The organism is Sinorhizobium sp. CB7 (assembly GCF_041357635.1).
GTDB lineage: Bacteria > Pseudomonadota > Alphaproteobacteria > Rhizobiales > Rhizobiaceae > Rhizobium.
This window is the reverse complement of the sequence record NZ_JAULLL010000005.1, coordinates 122,201-140,959: the sequence shown is the minus strand read 5'-3', so window position 1 is coordinate 140,959 and position 18,759 is coordinate 122,201. Positions and strand designations below refer to the sequence as shown.

The 18,759-nt window shown below is 57.3% G+C and carries 12 protein-coding genes; 8 read left to right on the top strand and 4 right to left on the bottom strand.

The window, feature by feature from the left end:
- Positions 1–327 precede the first annotated feature (327 nt).
- The 3 genes from AAE029_RS11490 to AAE029_RS11480 form a co-directional block, all read right to left on the bottom strand.
- Positions 328–525, bottom strand: a complete 198-nt coding sequence (locus AAE029_RS11490; RefSeq protein ID WP_371072972.1) for a hypothetical protein — start codon at positions 523–525, stop codon at positions 328–330.
- Positions 522–1,397 (bottom strand): NAD-dependent epimerase/dehydratase family protein, encoded by an 876-nt coding sequence (locus tag AAE029_RS11485; protein WP_371072971.1) that lies wholly within the window; start codon positions 1,395–1,397, stop codon positions 522–524. The genes AAE029_RS11490 and AAE029_RS11485 overlap by 4 nt, the downstream gene beginning before the upstream one ends.
- Before the next feature lie 1,003 nt (positions 1,398–2,400).
- Positions 2,401–3,180, bottom strand: coding sequence for a LuxR C-terminal-related transcriptional regulator (locus tag AAE029_RS11480; RefSeq protein WP_371072970.1), 780 nt, complete (start codon positions 3,178–3,180; stop codon positions 2,401–2,403).
- Positions 3,181–4,313: 1,133 nt separating this feature from the next.
- On the opposite strand from AAE029_RS11480, the gene AAE029_RS11475 reads away from it, so the two are divergent.
- The 6 genes from AAE029_RS11475 (at position 4,314) to AAE029_RS11450 (ending at position 13,726) form a co-directional block, all read left to right on the top strand.
- Entirely contained in the window at positions 4,314–5,297 is a 984-nt protein-coding gene (locus tag AAE029_RS11475) for a fibrinogen-binding protein (RefSeq protein ID WP_371072969.1), read from the top strand.
- A gap of 151 nt (positions 5,298–5,448) precedes the next feature.
- The gene (locus AAE029_RS11470; protein WP_371072968.1) at positions 5,449–7,491 is read left to right on the top strand and encodes a hypothetical protein; all 2,043 of its coding nucleotides are present in this window, start codon (positions 5,449–5,451) and stop codon (positions 7,489–7,491) included.
- A 43-nt stretch (positions 7,492–7,534) separates the two neighbouring features.
- The gene (locus tag AAE029_RS11465; protein WP_371072967.1) at positions 7,535–9,871 is read left to right on the top strand and encodes a type I secretion system permease/ATPase; all 2,337 of its coding nucleotides are present in this window, start codon (positions 7,535–7,537) and stop codon (positions 9,869–9,871) included.
- Positions 9,872–9,876: 5 nt separating this feature from the next.
- Entirely contained in the window at positions 9,877–11,226 is a 1,350-nt protein-coding gene (locus AAE029_RS11460) for an HlyD family type I secretion periplasmic adaptor subunit (RefSeq protein WP_371072966.1), read from the top strand.
- 135 nt (positions 11,227–11,361) lie between these two features.
- Positions 11,362–11,907 carry a hypothetical protein gene (locus AAE029_RS11455; protein WP_371072965.1) on the top strand — a complete coding sequence of 182 codons (546 nt, stop codon included), beginning with the start codon at positions 11,362–11,364 and terminating at the stop codon, positions 11,905–11,907.
- Positions 11,908–12,025: 118 nt separating this feature from the next.
- Positions 12,026–13,726 carry a GNAT family N-acetyltransferase gene (locus AAE029_RS11450; protein WP_371072964.1) on the top strand — a complete coding sequence of 567 codons (1,701 nt, stop codon included), beginning with the start codon at positions 12,026–12,028 and terminating at the stop codon, positions 13,724–13,726.
- A 135-nt stretch (positions 13,727–13,861) separates the two neighbouring features.
- Here the strand turns inward: AAE029_RS11450 and AAE029_RS11445 are convergent, their stop codons facing one another.
- On the bottom strand, positions 13,862–15,199 hold the full coding sequence (locus AAE029_RS11445) for an MFS transporter (protein WP_371072963.1): 1,338 nt from the start codon (positions 15,197–15,199) through the stop codon (positions 13,862–13,864).
- A 380-nt stretch (positions 15,200–15,579) separates the two neighbouring features.
- On the opposite strand from AAE029_RS11445, the gene cyoA reads away from it, so the two are divergent.
- Positions 15,580–16,704: a ubiquinol oxidase subunit II gene (gene cyoA, locus AAE029_RS11440; RefSeq protein ID WP_371072962.1), complete on the top strand. Its 1,125-nt coding sequence runs from the start codon at positions 15,580–15,582 to the stop codon at positions 16,702–16,704.
- A 51-nt stretch (positions 16,705–16,755) separates the two neighbouring features.
- Positions 16,756–18,759 (top strand): cytochrome o ubiquinol oxidase subunit I, encoded by a 2,004-nt coding sequence (gene cyoB, locus AAE029_RS11435; protein ID WP_371072961.1) that lies wholly within the window; start codon positions 16,756–16,758, stop codon positions 18,757–18,759.

Below are 18,759 nucleotides of genomic sequence, written 5' to 3'. Positions count from 1 at the left end.
ATGCCGGCCTTCTCGACGTGCAGGGCAGGGTTGCGAGCGGATCTTTCCTGATTTTTTGTGCCTGCAAACCTCGAAATACACATCCTGCTCACATGCCACGATCCAGCCTGCCCGCGCCGGCAGTCGGAACGATATCCGAGCACATGCTTTCGGTGAAGTGGCTTTCTTTTCTACCGACGGTCACAATATACGCAACGCCCTTGCGAAGACGGACTGATGCCGCCATCCGCAAGGGCGCGCCCCCTCCACTGCATGGTTTGGTAAATCAGATTCGATTTACAGATAAAGCCACGCAGCACCTCGAAGTGTTACAGCGATCCTGTGCGTCTATGGGACGCACGGCGCTTTATTCACTGATCGTTGTCGTTTTCCATGGCCACGGTTGTGCTGCCAGGGATGCGCGGCGCGATCGTTGAAATAGATGACCTCGGCAAGCTGCAGGCCCAGTCGATGGACCGTTTTGCTCTGGCCATAAAAGACGGGCTCGACAGGCCAGTCGAGCGCGCGTGCAACATCGATCGTCATGATGACAACCTGAACCCAAAGGAGGGCGCCATTCGGATGATCGTATGAATATCGGAAAACAGGGGAGCAAAGCCGAGACGAATCCTTGCCTCGCGCGCGTCGGAAAAGTGCAACGGCGGATCGTCTGCTCGTCGCTTCTCGAAGACCAACGGCACAACTTTGCCGGTGACGTGCCGGATAGACCCGAGGATTTCCCTCACGGATGTTGCCTGGTCCGATCCCAGATTGAGGCTGAGGGAAGTGCCGCCGGCCAGCAGATAGTCGATCGCCGAGACATGAGCCTGCGCCAGATCGCAGATATGATGCGTTTCCGCATCGTGCCACTCCGAAAGTTCTTCTGCTGGATCTGCGTCGGCGGCATTGAAGTAACGCAGCGTCACATAGCGCAGGCCATAGGCGGCCACATAGTCGTCGAGCATGCTCTCGAAAATCAGCTTGGTCCGCTCGTAAGGATCGATCGGCACGTGCGCCATCTCTTCGCGGATCGGCAGAAACGCCGGTATGCCGTAAGTCGCACATCTGCTGGAAAAAACGAAGCGATCGAGCCCTTCGCCCAGACAGGTCTCCAGAAGCGCCAGGCTGCCTCCGACATTGCTGCAGTCATATTTTCTTGGATGCGCGGAGGATTCGCCGACATGGGCGCTCGCCGCACAATGGATCACACCTTGAGGCCGATATTTCCGAATCGCCGTCGTCAACCGGCGACGGTCTTGCAGGTCGCCCTCGACGAGCGGTCCCCATCGAACATTGTCCGGATGCCCTGTCGACAGGTTGTCATAGACGACCGGGACCACCCCCACGCGCGCCAGCGCCCTGCAGATATGGCTACCTATGAAGCCGGCTCCGCCGGTAACGAGAAGATACCGGTACATCTCATACGGCCTCCGCTACCATCGACCGGCTGATGAGCAGCTTGCCGCAATAAAGGATGCTTCGATGTCGAGCGGATCGCGCGCATCGAAAGTCACGACGCGAAAATTCCGGTTTGTCATGAGAGTGGGCGATATTCTGCCGTCTGCCCGTGGAAAAATCATCCAGGCAGGTGACCGAACAGTATCGTTCGAGCAATGCTTCACAGAGATGGGATCGAAGAAACTCGCTGCCGCCAATGACCAGAACAGCTCTGGCACGCGACGAAACCTGCGATGGTCCTATTTCGGCAGTTACGGGAACGAAGTTACGCATTACGCATCCCCCACGCAAGGTCATTACTGGACCTATACGTTACAATGCCAAGAATTCTTCAAAGTTTTCGACGCAATTCACATTTATACACGAATCATACGCCGGTATCGCATAGCGTCAACTGAAAAATAAGAGTTTATTATCTAAACTAACCTATTTAGCTATTCCCTAATACCTGAACTATACCTAAATTCCTCCACTCTTAATCCCCAGGGAGGATGCTTTTTTCCGCGACCAAATGATTCTTCGAAGGTTATCCCCGCCGAGCCCTCGGCGGTGGATCGATGCGCGCAAGCCTCCGCCAAGACATCGCTACAACTCCCGTACTGGCGTTCTCGAAGAACCGATGGAGCCTACGGCAGAAAAGCAGCGCTCCATCGCCTTGGCGGCAACGTCCAGCGGCAGAGCCGGCTCTACACGTGCGGTACGAAAACCTCTCCGAAAGTATCGATGAGATTCAAGGTGGAGACCTATTACCGCTCGTCTACGGCGCCGTGCGTCCTATAAGACGCACGGCGCCGTAGCGCTTTGAAATGCTGCATGTTTTTATCCTTAAATCGGCTACGATTTAAGGCAACATCCAGTAGCGGCTTCGAACAGAAGTCCCGTTGCTTTAAATGAAATTCGCTTTGAATGGAAACCACGCGTCCAAGGATGCGCGGTTTCGTCATCAGCACACGGCCGAACGCCTCAGTTGTTCCACTTCCGTGACGGGCCGCGGTCGCCCTCGGCATTGAAGAATCGCGAAGCCGCTTCGGTGCGGTTACGCACATTCATCTTCTTGTAGATGTTACGGACATGGACCTTGACCGTATTCTCCGAAAGCCGCAGCTGGTCCGCTATGATCTTGTTCTGCGTTCCTTTGCAGATCAGATCGAGGATCTGGACTTCACGGGTGGTCAGCGCCAGGAAGCTGCCGCTGTTTCCGGCCGGCGTTCCCAAAGAACGGGAGCCGTTGGTCAGAAGCGCCGGTGCGCTGGACAGCGACTGGTCGGATGACTGCCCCGTAAGCCTGCGCAGGAGCGCGGACGGGAAATGCTCGCCTCCCTTCATCAGAAGTTCGATCGCCGCCATGAATACGTCCAGCCGCAAATTGAGCGGCAGAACGCCGTCAATGTTCCTGCCTTCAACGAGGCGGGCAACATAGGGATCAAGCATGTTGATTGCTTCCACGACGAGGCCGACCGAAGCATCCGGATGGTGGACCTGCAATACCTGCAGCATGTCCTGCATCTCGTTTGCGGCAATATGGTAGAAAAGAACCAAGCCGACATCCGCTAGACTATCGTCGAGAAGCGTCTTCGGATCGGTAGCGCTCACCACGTCGCAGTCGGGAAACTTGATCGCCAAAGCCTGCGCCAAACATTCCGAAAAGAGATCCGCGTCGGCAAACAGGATGATGGTATGTTTGATTGGAAGGATATTCCGATTTTCCTCGGCCCCCCCAGCCCTCGAACTCGCCATAAACATTTACGCCTCTCCACCGTTACAAGGCTGACATTCGCCCAATGAGCTCCTGGCTCCCTGCAGGCAAAACCTTGTCACTGATCGAAGCGGCATGAGACAATCTGTCGGATAAGGCTTTAGTGCGGAAATGCCCTTACTTCCCGCCCTTTAGCACTTGGCCAGGCAGATTGCCCTTAATCCTTCGGATCCTGAAACGGCTTGATATGTTCTTTGAAGCGCCGAGTGAGAAATAGCCTCTTCTTCGGGCCTTCTCGACCGATGCCTCTCCCGTTTTCAGACACCATTTCGAACATATGAGTAGGTCTTAACCTTAGTCCCCGGACCTCAAAGCTCACATGCGCTGTTGATTGCCTAATTCGTTAGACAATTCTTAATTAAACTAATACAGGTCCGCCGTAAAGCAAATTGCCTAAATGGATTAGGCTTTCTGTAAAAAAACGCGAAAGGCAAACATTCTGGTTGTATACTTTAGAAAAATATCACCACCAGCTACAATTTTGCCCGCTTTTTCCCACTTTTATTCGTTAGTGTCCTACGTAAAAATTAAGACTAAAGTGGAGCCTCCCAGCTATTTAGCGGAGCGTGTGAAAAATTAAGCCATCCGTCTAAACATTAGGGATTAGAGCTTACTCCGTTCCACCTTGGTCAAGGCAGGCCGATCCTTCGATCTCAGCCAAATAAATGCGAAAAATTAGGTATTTACACGACCTCTCTGGAATTGAAGGGACCGCATAGAGATCGCTTCCGCCGGCGTTAGCCCCAATTGATATCTATCAGAGTTCCCTTTTCTGGATCACAGTTTGATCGTCGCACCAAAGTCGTGCGTCAGGAAATACCTGGAACGTCCTTAGTTTCTGCGTGGCGGGAAGGGTAAATTCGGGGGAGTGACTGCCTAATCGCATCGTAAAAAGTGAAGTGAAGTTGATGCCTGCAATGCATCAGCATGGATTTGTTCGTCCATGTATCGAGTAACGACGGTCCCAATACTAAGGGTCTGGTTCAACAGACCGGAGTTCGAGTGCAGGCAATTGTTGTCTGCTCATGACTAACGGCGCCGGGGCAAGCGCGAATAAGATCCCATTTGAGATGAGAGGGATTTCGAGGCTGCTCCGCTTTTTTTTGGAGAGAGATCGGAAATGCCTTCCTATAATGATCATGACGATCCGACGGTTGTCACATTCGACGACGACACAAAAGTCGGCGCACTTGCTGACGGCTTTGCCAACAGCGCAATCAATTCCACGGAAATCGACGAGGACTCAACTGGTTATGTCGGCGGCGTCGGTAACGGCGATAATCGCGACAACACCGATGTCGACGTAAAGGCGGATGTCGATACGAATATCAATAACGGCGACAATCGCGATAATCAATATGACTGGAGTTACGACAGCAAGACCAGCACCGATATCGATACGGATATCAAAACGGTCAATACCAACATCAATGATGCTGACACCAACATCAAGTCCGACTACGACTGGAGCTATGAGAGCAAGGTCGATGTCGATACGGACATCGACACCGATACGAAGACGATCAACACCAACATCAACGATGCCGACACCGACATCAAGCAGACGAGCGATAACGATACGGCAACAGGCAGCTACAACACCGCCAAAACCGACACCGACTTCGCAGTCCTCGAAGACGTCAAGGATTTCGACAATCTCGGCATCGCAGGGCGCGACCTGAGCTTTGATATCGGTGACGACTTCTCGTTCAACCTCCACGTCGACGGTCTGTTGAATGATGCGCTGAACGGCGCGGGCAACGATATGGCCTTCAACCCCGTTCAGGCCAACAATCTTGCCGACCAGGATTACGCCTACAACGTCAACTGGAACACTGAAGGTGCCAACAACAACCTGGGCGCCAATGGCGGAAGCGCCTGGGGCGCGGAAGGCATTGACGCTGACGGCAAGGTCGGATGGGACATCAAGGCAGGCGACGACGCCGCCGGCAGCAGCTCTGCCGACGCATCCGCAATCCTCGCCAATTCCGGTTTCCATCTGGAATTCGTCCAGGGTGCAAACATGGTCAGCAACGTGGTGGATTCCACGATCTTCGGGAACGATGGCTCGATCTCCAGCAGCGGCGAGGATTCGGACTCCTGAGCCGGCTCGCGAATTTTCAAGGCGAAGTGCACCGGCCGTCCGGCCGGTGCATGCTGGCGAGTTGAAGTTGAGCTTCTCGGCATAGCCAAAGTCGCCGAACTTCGACGACAGCGCAGAAAGATCCAAGCCCCATGGCTGGGGGAGCAGTCGAATGCACGCTGAGAAAGTTTCCGAAATTATCGCCCATTTCATCGGTTGGTTCGAAACCCTCACCGATGAGATGCGGATGCGCCAGAGCTATCGGGAGGGGCAGGCTCCGGCGGACGAGGAAGACGATATACCGGACGAGGAACAGCGGAGCGATGACTTCAAGTCCGATTTCACGCTCGGTGACTACGATCCCGGGGTGGACTACGCGGCCGGCCACTATTCCTACAATAACCTCGTTATGAGGAACTACGCTCGAACCTTTGAAGAGAGCATTGAAAAGCTTGCCGAAATCAATGCCCAGGGCGGCGTCGTACACCACAGGCCCGAATTCGGCACCAGCGATGGTGACTATGTCGAGTTGCCCGGAAAGCTGCCGGATCTCGTAGTTCATGCCGGCCCGGGCACGGCTGTCGGTCATGTCCTGCAGGTCAACGTGCTTCGCGACGATGACTATCTGAACATGACCGATGGTCCCGACCGTCTCCGGGACACGAGCTTCGTCACCGAGCGGCTCGCGGAATTCAATACCCACGCCGAGATCTTCACTCCCTTCGGTGCGCTGGAGGAACCCGAGACCAATGAAGGGTTGATGAAGATCGCCGATGAGGTTCACGATTACTCCCAGAATCTGCAGCAGGAAACCATCGGCGAGAGCACCAGCTTCGGCACCGGCGCCGAGGTTGATTTCGAGCTGGCCGCCAGCCAGATCAATGGGATTTACGTCAACGGCGAGCTTGTCGAAGAGGCGCCGAGCCTCAATGACTTCGTGGCCGACCGCGGCATTGCCAAACCGGAGGAGGCGCCGGACGACAGCCAATCCATGGTCCGTCACGAGGGTGGAAGCGGCGATTCTCTGGTCGTGGAAGCCGGGGCCAATATGGTGGCCAATATTGTCGGAATCGTCGACACGGGGGTCATGGCCTCGGTCACCGCCGTCATGGGCGACTATCATCAGATCGACGTCATTTCGCAGGTCTACGTCTACAGCGATCGCGACGAAATCGAATCCGTTTTGTCCAACAATTCCGATTCCGCGCATGACTCGGCGACGGTCGGAATGAACGTCGCGCTGTTCGAACGCAGCATCTACGATCCAGGTGCCCAGCACGAGACGACGGATGCGGACGGCGATCCGATCTTTCCGACAGCCTGGCGGGTTAGCGTCGTTGAAGGCGACGTCTCATTCGTCCACTGGGTCGAACAATACAATTTCGTTACCGACAGCGACACGATGACGGTCATGAACCAGGGGGCCGAGATTTCGGTGCTGACGGGCGGCAACAGTGCCATCAATCTCTCCTCCTACCTCGGCTACGGCATGCAATACGATCTGGTGATCGTCGGCGGCAATGCCCTCGACATGAATGTGATCACTCAGATCTCTATCCTCTACGACAATGATTGGGTCCGCTCCGACGGCACCGGTCAGATGGACGTTCAGACTGGCAACAACCTGCTGTGGAACATGGCGTCGATCCATAATGTCGGTGGCGCCGACCGCTTCCAGGATATGCCCGACTATATGCGCGATACGGCCGACAATATTGACGACCGCGTGCCGGTCATGCCGAATGGGCTTGCGGCCGATCACAATTTCGCAGGCTATGAAGCGCTGAATATTCTCTACATTACCGGCAACCTCTACGACGTGAACGTCGTGAAGCAGGTGAGCATACTTGGCGATTCCGACGACGTTGCCCATGTCGCGAATTCGCTGCTGGAAGAAAATCCACACGCGACGGTCACGATCGACACAGGCAGCAACACTGTCGCCAACGTTGCGCAGATCATCGACTACGACAGCTTCGGCCAGACGACCTACGTCGCCGGACAAGTCTATTCCGACGCGATTCTCATCCAGGGTGGGCTGGTGGAACATGATGCCTCCCAGCCGGAAAACCCGGGCGATCGGCTGGCGAACGAGGTCATCGCATTTCTCGACGACGACACGCCGAACAATGGCGACGGCGTCGTCGATACCGGTCACGACCAGTCATGGGCGAACGGGCAGGTTGCGGACATCATGCAGACCGTCCTGTCCTGACGAAACAAACCGATAAGAAACTTGCAGACGGGAGCTGCGCCAAATGAATCAGATCTCGAAATGGACCCCGGCCACACCTGTGCGAAATCCGCAAGAGGAAGAAATGACGGCCGCCTGCATCGCAGCAATCGATCGGGCCGTCGAAAATCTTCGCACGCTGAACGGCCTGTCCGATTTCGAAGATGACAGCAGCCGCCCATCGCCTGTCCCGACGGTCGTGACGGAAGCTCCCCCGGCACCGCAGGCGCCGCGTAAGGACGCCCCTCCAATCGCTCCGCTGCCTGGTTCCGTCATCGAAACACTGACAGCCAGGTCGCGCGACGAAGGCCAGCCGCAGCGTCATGCGACTGACGCCACGCCGCGCATCGAGGCCAAAGCAGCGCCTTCGGTAGCGCCCAACCCGCCACAGCCTGAGCGGATAACCCGTGAAGCGGACAGGCAGCCCGTCATGCGCGCAGCGCCAATCGTCGAGCCGGAAAACAAGCAGGAGTTAAAGTCCAAACCCGTCCCGCTTGCGCGAACGATCGACAACAATCCTGGCCCGATCAAGGAGAACGAGCGCCGCGTTCGCGCCGGCGGCGGCGGAAACGACATCAATCGCGGCACCGGCAATGGTGGCGGTGGCGGAGGCAACGAAGGCGGCGTCTTCCATAAGCGCAGCGGCCCGATCAATTTCGCAGCCAGCCTTCACGACGGTATTGCGGCGGTACGGCGCAACCTGATGATCGTGATGATCTTCACCGTGGCAATCAATGTTCTCGTGCTTGGAATACCGCTCTATCTCTTCCAGATCTCCGACCGCGTGCTCACCAGCCGATCGATCGATACGCTGATCATGTTGACGGTCGCTGTACTCGGCGCCGTCATCCTGCAGGTGATCATGGATTCGATACGCCGCTTCATCCTGATGCGCACCGCTGTCGAGCTTGAAGTGCAATTGGGCGCTCCGATCCTGAGCGCCGCAGCCCGGGCCTCGTTGCATGGCAATGGCAAGGACTACCAGATCCTGTCGGACCTGCAGCAGCTCCGCTCTTTCCTGACCTCGGGAACATTGATCTCTTTTCTCGACGCGCCATTGATGCCCCTCTTCATTGTCGTGGTCTATTTCGTCCACCCGCATCTCGGCATCATCATCATATGCTGCTGCGCGGTTCTCTTCCTGATCGCCTATCTCAACCAAAAGATGACGGCGAAGCAGTTCGGCGAAGCCAATGCCTATCTCAGCCGCGCCAATTTCCATCTGGATTCGATGGCCCGCAACGCGCAGATCATCAATGCGCTCGCGATGATCCCCGAGGCCGTCAAGATGTGGGGCCGTGAGACGGCGGGCTCGCTGAAATCGCAGGTTCACGCACAGGACAGAAACATCGTCTTTTCCGGTCTCTCGAAGGCCGCCCGCATGGTCACCCAGATCATGCTTCTCGGCTGGGGCGCGCATCTGTCGCTGTCAGGCGAATTGACCGGCGGCATGGTCATCGCCGCATCCATCGTCTCCGGTCGCGCGCTGGCGCCAGTCGAGGGTGCCATCGAAGGCTGGAACCAGTTTAACAAGTCCGCTGCCGCCTACGGCCGCATCAAGCAGCTGCTGTTGACGTCCCCGCTGAATTTTCCGCGCCTGCGCCTGCCGAACCCGGAAGGGCGGCTTGATGTCGAGCGCATCCTCTTCGTGCCGCCGCCACAGAAACGCGTGATCCTGAATGGCGTATCCTTCTCGCTTCAGAAGGGTGAATCGCTGGCGATCATCGGCAATTCCGGCTCCGGCAAGACGACGCTCGGCAAGATGCTCGTCGGCTCGATCCTGCCGACGTCGGGCAACGTGCGGCTGGATCTCATGGACCTGCGCAACTGGGACCAGCGGCAGTTCGGCGAAAGCATTGGCTATCTGCCGCAGGACGTTCAGCTTTTTCCCGGCACGATCAAGGCCAATATCTGCCGCATGCGCGATGACGTCGACGATAGCATGATCTATGAGGCAGCCGTGCTTGCGGACGTCCACGAATTGATCGCAACGTTCCCGCAGGGCTACGAGACGCTGGTGGCCGCCGATGGCGCGCCGCTCTCCGGCGGCCAGAAGCAACGCATCGCGCTTGCTCGCGCCTTTTTCGGAAATCCGAAATTCGTTGTGCTCGACGAGCCGAATTCCAATCTCGATACGAACGGCGAGGCCGCACTCGCGCGCGCCCTCATCCATGCGAAAAAGCAAGGCATCACTACGGTCACGATCACCCAGCGCCCCGCGCTCCTGCAATGCGTCGACAAGATCCTCGTCCTCAAGGAGGGATCGGTCGCCATGTTCGGCGAGCGCGTGGAAGTATTGAAGGCGCTGAGCGGCCGCACCGGCAATGCAGCCGGGCCCCAGGCACCGCGCGTCGAAGGATAACCGAAATGGCTGGACAAAAAAGCAAGGGCGGTCGGACCGAACAGATCGAATGGTACAGCGAAGTGCCGCGCTCCATTCGCCTTCACACGGTGATCGGGCTTGCGATCCTCTTTGCCACCTTCGGCGGCTTCGGTCTCTGGGCGGCAACGGCACCGCTGGCCTCGGCAGTCATCGCGCAGGGCAGCTTCGTCGCCACCGGCAACAACAAGATCGTCCAGCATCTGGAGGGCGGCATCATCAAGGAGATGCGGGTGAATGAGGGAGAGGTCGTCCATGAGGGCGACATTCTGGTGACGCTCGACCCAACCGCCGCACTTGCCAATGAACGCATGCTGCAGCTTCGCCGCCTCCGCCTGGAAGCGGTTGTGGCACGTCTCAAGGCGGAAGCGCTCGGAAGCTCCCAATTGACGATCCCCGATATCGTGATGGCCGAGGCGAGCGATCCCGACGTCAACACGATCATCCAGAGCCAGAACACGATCTTCCACAGCAAGCAGATCAAGCTGCAGGAGCAGCTGAACCTCATCGAAAAGAATATCAAGTCCTTGCAATACCGCGCCGTCGGCTATGAGGGCCAGAAGCAGTCCTTCGAGCGGCAACTTGCGCTTCTGACGGAGGAGCGCGATTCCAAGGCTCGCCTCGTCAAGGTCGGTTACATGCGCAGGACCGATCTTCTGGCAATCGAGCGGGCGATCGCCGATGCCATGGGAGACATTTCGCGGCTGCAAGGCGAATTGAACGAAGGCGAGGCGCAGATCGCCAGGTACCAGCAGGAAGCTGTCATCGCCGTTAATTCGAACAAGCAGGCCGCCCTTGACGCGCTCGAGACAGCCGAATCCGATCTGGAAAGCGTGCGCGAGCAGGCACGGGAGGCATCCGGCGTGCTGGAGCGCACGGTGATCCGCTCGCCCGTGTCGGGTACAGTCGTGCGCTCCTATTATCACACGGCCGGCGGCGTCATTACGACTGGCAAGCCGATCATGGAAATCCTTCCGGCCAATGTTCCGCTGATCATCGAAGCGCAGGTGCTGCGCACCTCGATCGACCAGCTGCACGAAGGACAGACGGCCGCAATCCGGCTCTCATCGCTCAATCGCCGCACGACACCCGTGCTCGAGGGAAAGGTTTTTTATGTTTCCGCCGATTCGATCGAGGAAACCAATGGGGCGACGATGAAGGATGTCTATATCGTCCGCGTCTCCATCACCAATGACGAGGTCAAGCGCGTGCACGGCTTCCATCCGGTACCGGGGATGCCCGCCGATGTCCTGATCCAGACATCGGAGCGGACGTTCTTCGAATATCTGACGAAGCCGATCACCGACAGCATGTCGCGAGCCTTCAAGGAGCGCTGACGGACTTCGCCACGCCGACAAGGCGGCGCACCGCAAATGTTACTCGATATTCCTTATAGAGAAATGGGCCAGTATAAAAAATTGGACTATAATGGCGGGCAGGGCAAATATAGCAAATTGGGGAGGCGCACCGCTATGCCGGCCATGTCGGATATTCTCTTGCGCGTTGGTCGGCTCAACTATGTCTGGACCAATACGGAAAGTCTGCTGATTTACATCATCGCACATCTGCTGAAGGTGCAGAAGGAAGCCGCGATCGTCATCTTCCTCACCCTGAACACGACGCGCGCGCGTATCGACCTGGTGGAGCGCCTTGCAAAGCTGCGTTCGACGCCACCCTCAGACAACAAGATCATACTCAGTCTTATGGGTCGGCTGAAAAAGGAATCGAAGATGCGCAACAAATATAACCACTGCATCTATTCCTTCGACGAGAAGGGCGAAATCTCCAGCACTCAGCTGATGCGCCTCGTGGACGATGACAAGGAAGTCAAATACGGCAAGGTCGAGCAACTCGACATGAAAGAGATGGACCGGCTGGAAAGATCCATTGCCGAAATTGTCGATATCAGCCGGGCGCTCTGGACCTTCATCCATGCGAGCCCGACATTCGCCGAACCCGTCCGCATGCAACGCATGCCCGCACAGAGGCCCATGCGCGCCCCTTCACCAGTGAAATAGCAGCGCCGCCGAAGGGGTAATCCCAATAGGTATAGTCGACTAACACGAAGGGAATATTTGAAGCTTTTCAATTGCCTATATGATGAGGTCTCTTGTTTCGCGTTCGAGTGGGGGACTTATGCGTATCGATGTTATCGACAACGGTGCGGATTTCGAAAGAGTCCGGGATAACTGGGATCGCGTCTATATGAGCGATCCGTATGCGCAACATTTCCTCTCCTGGATATGGCTCCGCGAATTTCTTTCCCGCAAACGCCGTTGGTTCATCCTTGCGCTACGTGAGCGCGAACCGGGCTCACCCTATGTCGCCTTTTTCCCGCTCAGGATTTCCACTACGCAGGACCCGAAGACAGGGATTTTCACCGACGACATCATCATGGCGGGCAATTATGCGGCCGATTATACGGGCTTCATCAGCGAGCCGGACTATGAAGATCACGCCATCAAGGGTTTCTCCGCGTTCCTGAAGAGCCAGAACTGGACGAATTTCAAGCTCGAATATTTCTCCGGCCCGCCGGAGCGCAAGGAGGCCATGCTGAGTGCCTTCCGCGGTTCAGACTTCAGGCACCGCGACAGCGCTCCGAAGTCGAGCGACAACCTGGACATCTGTCTCTGTCCAGTCGTGACACTGCCCGACAGCTGGGAAACTTATCTCGAGACAAAGATGAGCAGCCAGAGCCGCCAGAAACTTCGTCGCTTCCTGAGGAAGGTCGAGAGCGACGAGATGTATCGCATCACGCATGCGACGCCCGAGACGATCAAGCGCGACCTCGACGTCCTTTTCTCGCTGTGGCGGATCAAGTGGCTGCCGAAGAAGGGCGAAACTCGGATAGACCGGCTGATTGCGGCTACGCGCCAGATGCTGATGGATTGCTTCAACGACGGCAATCTCGACGTGCCGATATTCTGGTACGGCGACCGCCCCTTGGGAGCGCTAGCCAACATTGTCGATCGCCAGAAAAAGACGATTCTGTTCTACATCACTGGACGCGATGAAGAATGGAAGACACCCTCCCCGGGTCTGATCCTTCATGGCGACTGCATTCGCCGCGCCATTGCGGACGGCTTCAAGACCTATGATTTCCTTCGAGGAAACGAACCCTATAAATACGTGTTCGGCGCCGACGAACGCGCGATCAGCTGCACGGTCATAGCCACCCGCACGGGGCGCAATCTTGGAGACAAGCTTCATCCCCGCAGCATCCGCCATGTCTATGAACGCGGCACCCAGCTATATAAGAGCGGTGCCAAGCGCGGCGCGGAAATCGCCTTCCAGCAGGTCTGCGAGGCGGCGGCCGAACACATGGGTGCGCGCTTTGGCCTTGCCCGCCTCCTGTTCGACAAGGGATTGTTCGCTGAGGCGGAAGCCGCCTACAAGGAGATTGCCGCGAAGGTGACTGATCCCGTACCCGTGCTTGTCGGCCTTGGCGACGCGCAGCTGGCGCTTCGCCATTTCGGCGATGCCGCCGCGACCTTTCGGAAGGTCATCGATCTGCGTCCGCATCACAGCCAGGCGCACTTCAAGCGAGGTGTGGCTCTGGTGGCGGCTCATCGCTCCGCAGAGGCCGCCAAGGCCTTTGGCGCGCTCGAGAAATTTCATTCGGACGATCCAGAGCATGCATCCTATCGCGACAAGGCGCGCCACGCGCTAGCCAGGATCGCACCCGTAAGCGCCGCCAGGGAACCCACCCTTAGTCCCGCGCAGCTTCCGTTGGATATGGCGGCGCTGATCGCGGCAGCCCGCCCTGCTGGGTCGAAAGATCTGAAGTTCTCGACAGCGATACGCTATCCGAAGACGGTGGTACGTTCCCCTAAGTAATTTACTTAATGCATGTCGCGCAAAAGTGTGCAGCGGTTTCGCGGCAACGACATGCATGAAAACAACAACCTAAAGCCTGTCGCGTGAGCCTACCTTCATGCGATAGGCTTTAGGGGAACGCATGCGAGGCAACGATCACTCGTTCGACATCTCGATCGTCTTGTTGAAAGCCAGTGCGAGCAACGTGCACACCGCGCCGGAGAGAAGATAGTAACCGGCATAGGTGACGCCGAAGTGGCTGGAGAGACCAAGCGACACCAGCGGTGCGAAGCCGGCACCGATCAGCCAGGAAATGTCCGAAGTTATGGCGGCACCGGTATAGCGATAGACACGGCTGAACCGTGACGAGACGGTACCGGCCGCCTGACCGAAGGAGAGACCGAGCAAGCCGAAGCCGACGATCACGAAGGCGTCGCGGCCGGTTTGTCCCGCCTGCAGCAGCTGCGGCGCGATGAAGCTGAAGACGCCGATCAACACCGCCGCAACACCAAGCTGCGAGCGCCGGCCGATCAGGTCCGCCAGGAGGCCTGAGGCGACGATGCCGCCGATCAAGACAATCCCGCCGATGAACTGCACCATGAGGAATCCGGCCGGTACATGATCGGTGTACAGCGTTACCCAGCCGAGCGGAAACACCGTCATCCAGTGGAACATCGCGAAGCTCGCAAGCGATGCGAAAGCACCGATCAGGACGTTGCGGCCATGCGCGCGCAGCATTGCACTCACCGGTTGCGCCTCCAGCTCGTGCTGTTCGAGAAGCGCACCGAATTCGGCCGTCATGACAAGCCGCAGGCGGGCAAACAGAGCGACGACGTTAACCGCGAAGGCAACGAAGAAGGGATAACGCCAGCCCCATTCCAGGAAATCGGCCGACGAGAGGTTCGCGACGAAATAGGCAAACAGGGCGCTTGCCAGCATGAAGCCAATCGGCGCGCCGAGCTGCGGGATCATCGCATACCAGCCGCGCCGCTCCGGCGGAGCATTCAGAGCGAGAAGCGAGGCGAGCCCGTCCCAGGCGCCGCCAAGCGCGAATCCCTGGCCGAGACGAAAAAGCGAAAGCAGACAGATCGCCCAGACACCGACATCGTCATAACTCGGCAGGAAGCTCATCGAGACGGTCGATCCGCCGAGGATGAAGAGGGCGATGGTAAGCTTGGTACCGCGGCCATAGTTGCGATCGATCGCCATGAAGACCAGCGAACCGACAGGACGCGCGATGAAGGCGAGCGAGAAGATCGCGAAGGAATAGAGCGTCGCGGTCACGGGATCCGCGAAGGGAAATAAGAGCCGGGGAAAAACGAGGACCGAAGCGATACCGTAAACAAAAAAGTCGAAGAATTCCGATGCACGGCCGATAACGACACCGATGGCGATATTGCCCGCCGCCACAGGTTTGTCGGCATGAATGAGCCGGGCGTCGCGTTCGAGCGGCGCCGATGTCGGACCAAACGACTTATGAATAGCATTGCTCATATAAAAACGCCTCCCACGTTTCAAGGCTGTTCCATGGGAACAGACCCTAACTAGGATGTTGATCAAACTGACATCCATATCAAGAGCCGACGCTTGAAATAGTTCGGCTCTTTTCCATTTTTCTCCTGATTGCGGGACGATCGACGCTTTCCCGCATGAGGGGTCTGTCGATTTTCGACAAGTACTTGTATAAGAATTCCAGCAAATAGCATGGCGTCCGGAGAAATCCCTCAAAGAACCGTCAGGATTTCAAGGGGATGAGTGTGAAATTTATGCCGCATTGCACCATGCATGCTGCGGTGCGACCAAACACCTCATATCGTTCGCCGGACTAGTCCTTTAGTCGCAAACGGTCGAAAACAAAAAAGAGCTTTAACGACGTGCCGAAACTGTCACAGTTTTTACGCCGCCTGTCCGTTCTGCCGTTGTTTGGTTTGCTGGCAGGCTGCAACATGGTTGTCATGGCTCCCTCGGGAGACATCGCCGTTCAGCAGCGCGACCTTATTGTCGTCTCGACGATCCTCATGTTGCTGATCATCGTTCCGGTCATTTTCCTGACCTTGCTATTTGCCTGGCGATATCGCCGCTCGAACACCAGCGCCACATATGATCCCGAGTGGCATCATTCCACCCGCCTTGAAGTCGTTATCTGGTCGGCGCCGCTGGCCATTATCATCGCGCTCGGCGCGGTCACCTGGATCAGCACCCACAAACTCGATCCGTTCCGCCCCCTGGACCGTATCGATGCAGACCGCACAGTTCCCGAGAACGTCCAACCCCTGACAGTGGAAGTCGTGGCGCTCGACTGGAAATGGCTGTTCTTCTATCCCGAGCAGGGCGTTGCGACGGTCAACGAGATGGCCGCCCCGGTCGATCGGCCGATCGTGTTCAAGATCACTTCTTCGTCGGTGATGAATTCTTTCTTCGTGCCGGCCTTGGCGGGTCAGATCTATGCCATGCCGGGCATGGAAACGAAGCTTCACGCCGTCATCAACCGTGAAGGCGAGTTCGAAGGCTTCTCCGCCAATTACAGCGGCGCCGGCTTTTCGAACATGCGCTTCAGGTTCCACGGCGTGACGGAGCAGGGCTTCCAAGACTGGATCGCCAAAGTCAAGAGCCAGGGCACCGCCTTGAACCGCGACACCTATCTCAAGCTCGCAAAGCCGAGCGAAAGGGATCCCGTCCGCTATTTCGCTTCCGCCGAAACCGGCCTTTATGACGCCATCCTCAACATGTGCGCCGAGCCCGGCAAGATGTGCATGAACGAGATGATGCACATCGATATGACAGGCGGCGGCGGCAAGGATAGCGAGCACAACCGCGAACGCCTGATCTACGACAATCGCAACGCCGAAGCGAGCGATGTCACTCCGGCGGCCGCCGCACCGGCGCAGCCGATGCAGCACGACCACAACGCGATGGAAGGGATGGACATGCCCGGCATGGACATGGGCAACAGTTCTGCCGCCCCTGCCAAGCCGGCCACCAGCGAATCAGCAAAGTGAGCTCGGTCGTGCATTCGAAAACAAGAAAATCATAAGGGACAGAGGCAATCCATGTTTTCCAACCCGGACCTCTACAAATTCATTTTCGGTCGGCTGACGCTCGACTCGATCCCCTATCAAGAGCCGATCCTCGTCGTGACCTTCATCGGCGTCGTGATCGGCGGTATCGCCGTCCTTGGCGCCATCACCTATTTCCGCCTCTGGGGCTACCTTTGGAAGGAATGGCTCACCAGCGTCGATCACAAGAAGATCGGCATCATGTACATCATCCTGGCGCTCATCATGCTTCTGCGCGGCTTCTCCGATGCGCTGCTGATGCGTACGCAACAGGCAATCGCCTTCAACGGCTCGGATGGTTACCTGCCTCCACACCACTACGACCAGATCTTCACTGCCCATGGCGTGATCATGATCTTTTTCGTGGCAATGCCGCTCGTGACCGGTCTGATCAACTTCGTCGTGCCGCTCCAGATCGGCGCGCGCGACGTGTCGTTCCCGTTCCTCAATAATTTCAGCTTCTGGATGACGACAGCGGGCGCAATCATCATCATGATTTCGCTCTTCATCGGTGAGTTCGCCCGCACCGGTTGGCTCGCCTATCCGCCGCTGTCGGGTAGCGCTTACAGTCCCGATGTCGGTGTCGACTATTATATCTGGGGACTGCAGGTGGCCGGCATCGGAACGACGCTGTCAGGCATCAACCTGATCGCCACCATCGTGAAGATGCGCGCCCCCGGCATGACGATGATGAAGATGCCGATTTTTACGTGGACCGCGCTCTGCACCAACGTCCTGATCGTTGCGGCCTTCCCGATCCTGACCGCCGTTCTGGCCCTGCTGACGCTCGATCGCTACGTCGGCACGAACTTCTTCACCAATGATCTTGGCGGCAATCCGATGATGTATATCAACCTCATCTGGATCTGGGGTCATCCGGAAGTTTACATCCTCGTCCTGCCGGCCTTCGGCGTCTTCTCCGAAGTCGTCGCCACCTTCTGCGGCAAGCGGCTCTTCGGTTATGCTTCGATGGTCTATGCCACCGTGGTCATCACCATCCTTTCCTATCTTGTCTGGCTGCATCACTTCTTCACGATGGGCTCCGGCGCCAGCGTCAACTCCTTCTTCGGCATTACGACGATGATCATCTCGATCCCGACCGGAGCTAAGATGTTCAACTGGCTCTTCACCATGTATCGCGGCCGCATCCGCTACGAAGTGCCTATGCTTTGGACCGTTGCATTCATGGTGACCTTCGTGATCGGCGGCATGACCGGCGTGATGCTCGCTGTTCCGCCGGCGGACTTCGTGCTCCACAACTCGCTCTTCCTGATTGCCCACTTCCATAACGTGATCATCGGTGGCGTGCTGTTCGGCATGTTTGCGGGGATCGCCTACTGGTTCCCGAAAGCCTTCGGCTTCAAGCTCGATCCGTTCTGGGGCAAGATGTCCTTCTGGTTTTGGGTGGTGGGCTTCTACTTCGCCTTCATGCCGCTCTACGTGCTCGGTCTGATGGGCGTCACCCGCCGTCTCAGCCAGTTCGACGATCCGTCGCTGCAGGTCTATTTCGTCACTGCCGCCTTTGGCGCCCTGCTGATCGCGCTCGGCATCCTGTTTTTCATTATCCAGCTTGTCGTCAGCTTCATGAAGCGCGAACAGCTGCGTGATGTCACGGGCGATCCCTGGGATGGACGCACGCTCGAATGGTCGACCTCCTCACCGCCGCCGGAATACAACTTCGCCCTCACACCCATGGTCTACGATCACGATTCCTGGTGGGATATGAAGAGGCGGGGCCACACGCGCCCTGTCGAAGGCTTCATGCCGATCCACATGCCGAAGAACACCGGCACCGGCTTCATCCTTGCCGTGCTGAGCATCGGCTTCGCTTTCGGCATGATCTGGTACATGTGGTGGTTGGCCCTTATCACCTTCGTGGCGATGCTGGGGATCGCGATCGGCCACACCTTCAACTACAAGCGCGACTTCTACATTCCTGCCGATGAAGTCGTCGAGACCGAAGCGACGCGCACGAAGCTGCTCGCAGGACAGGTTTAA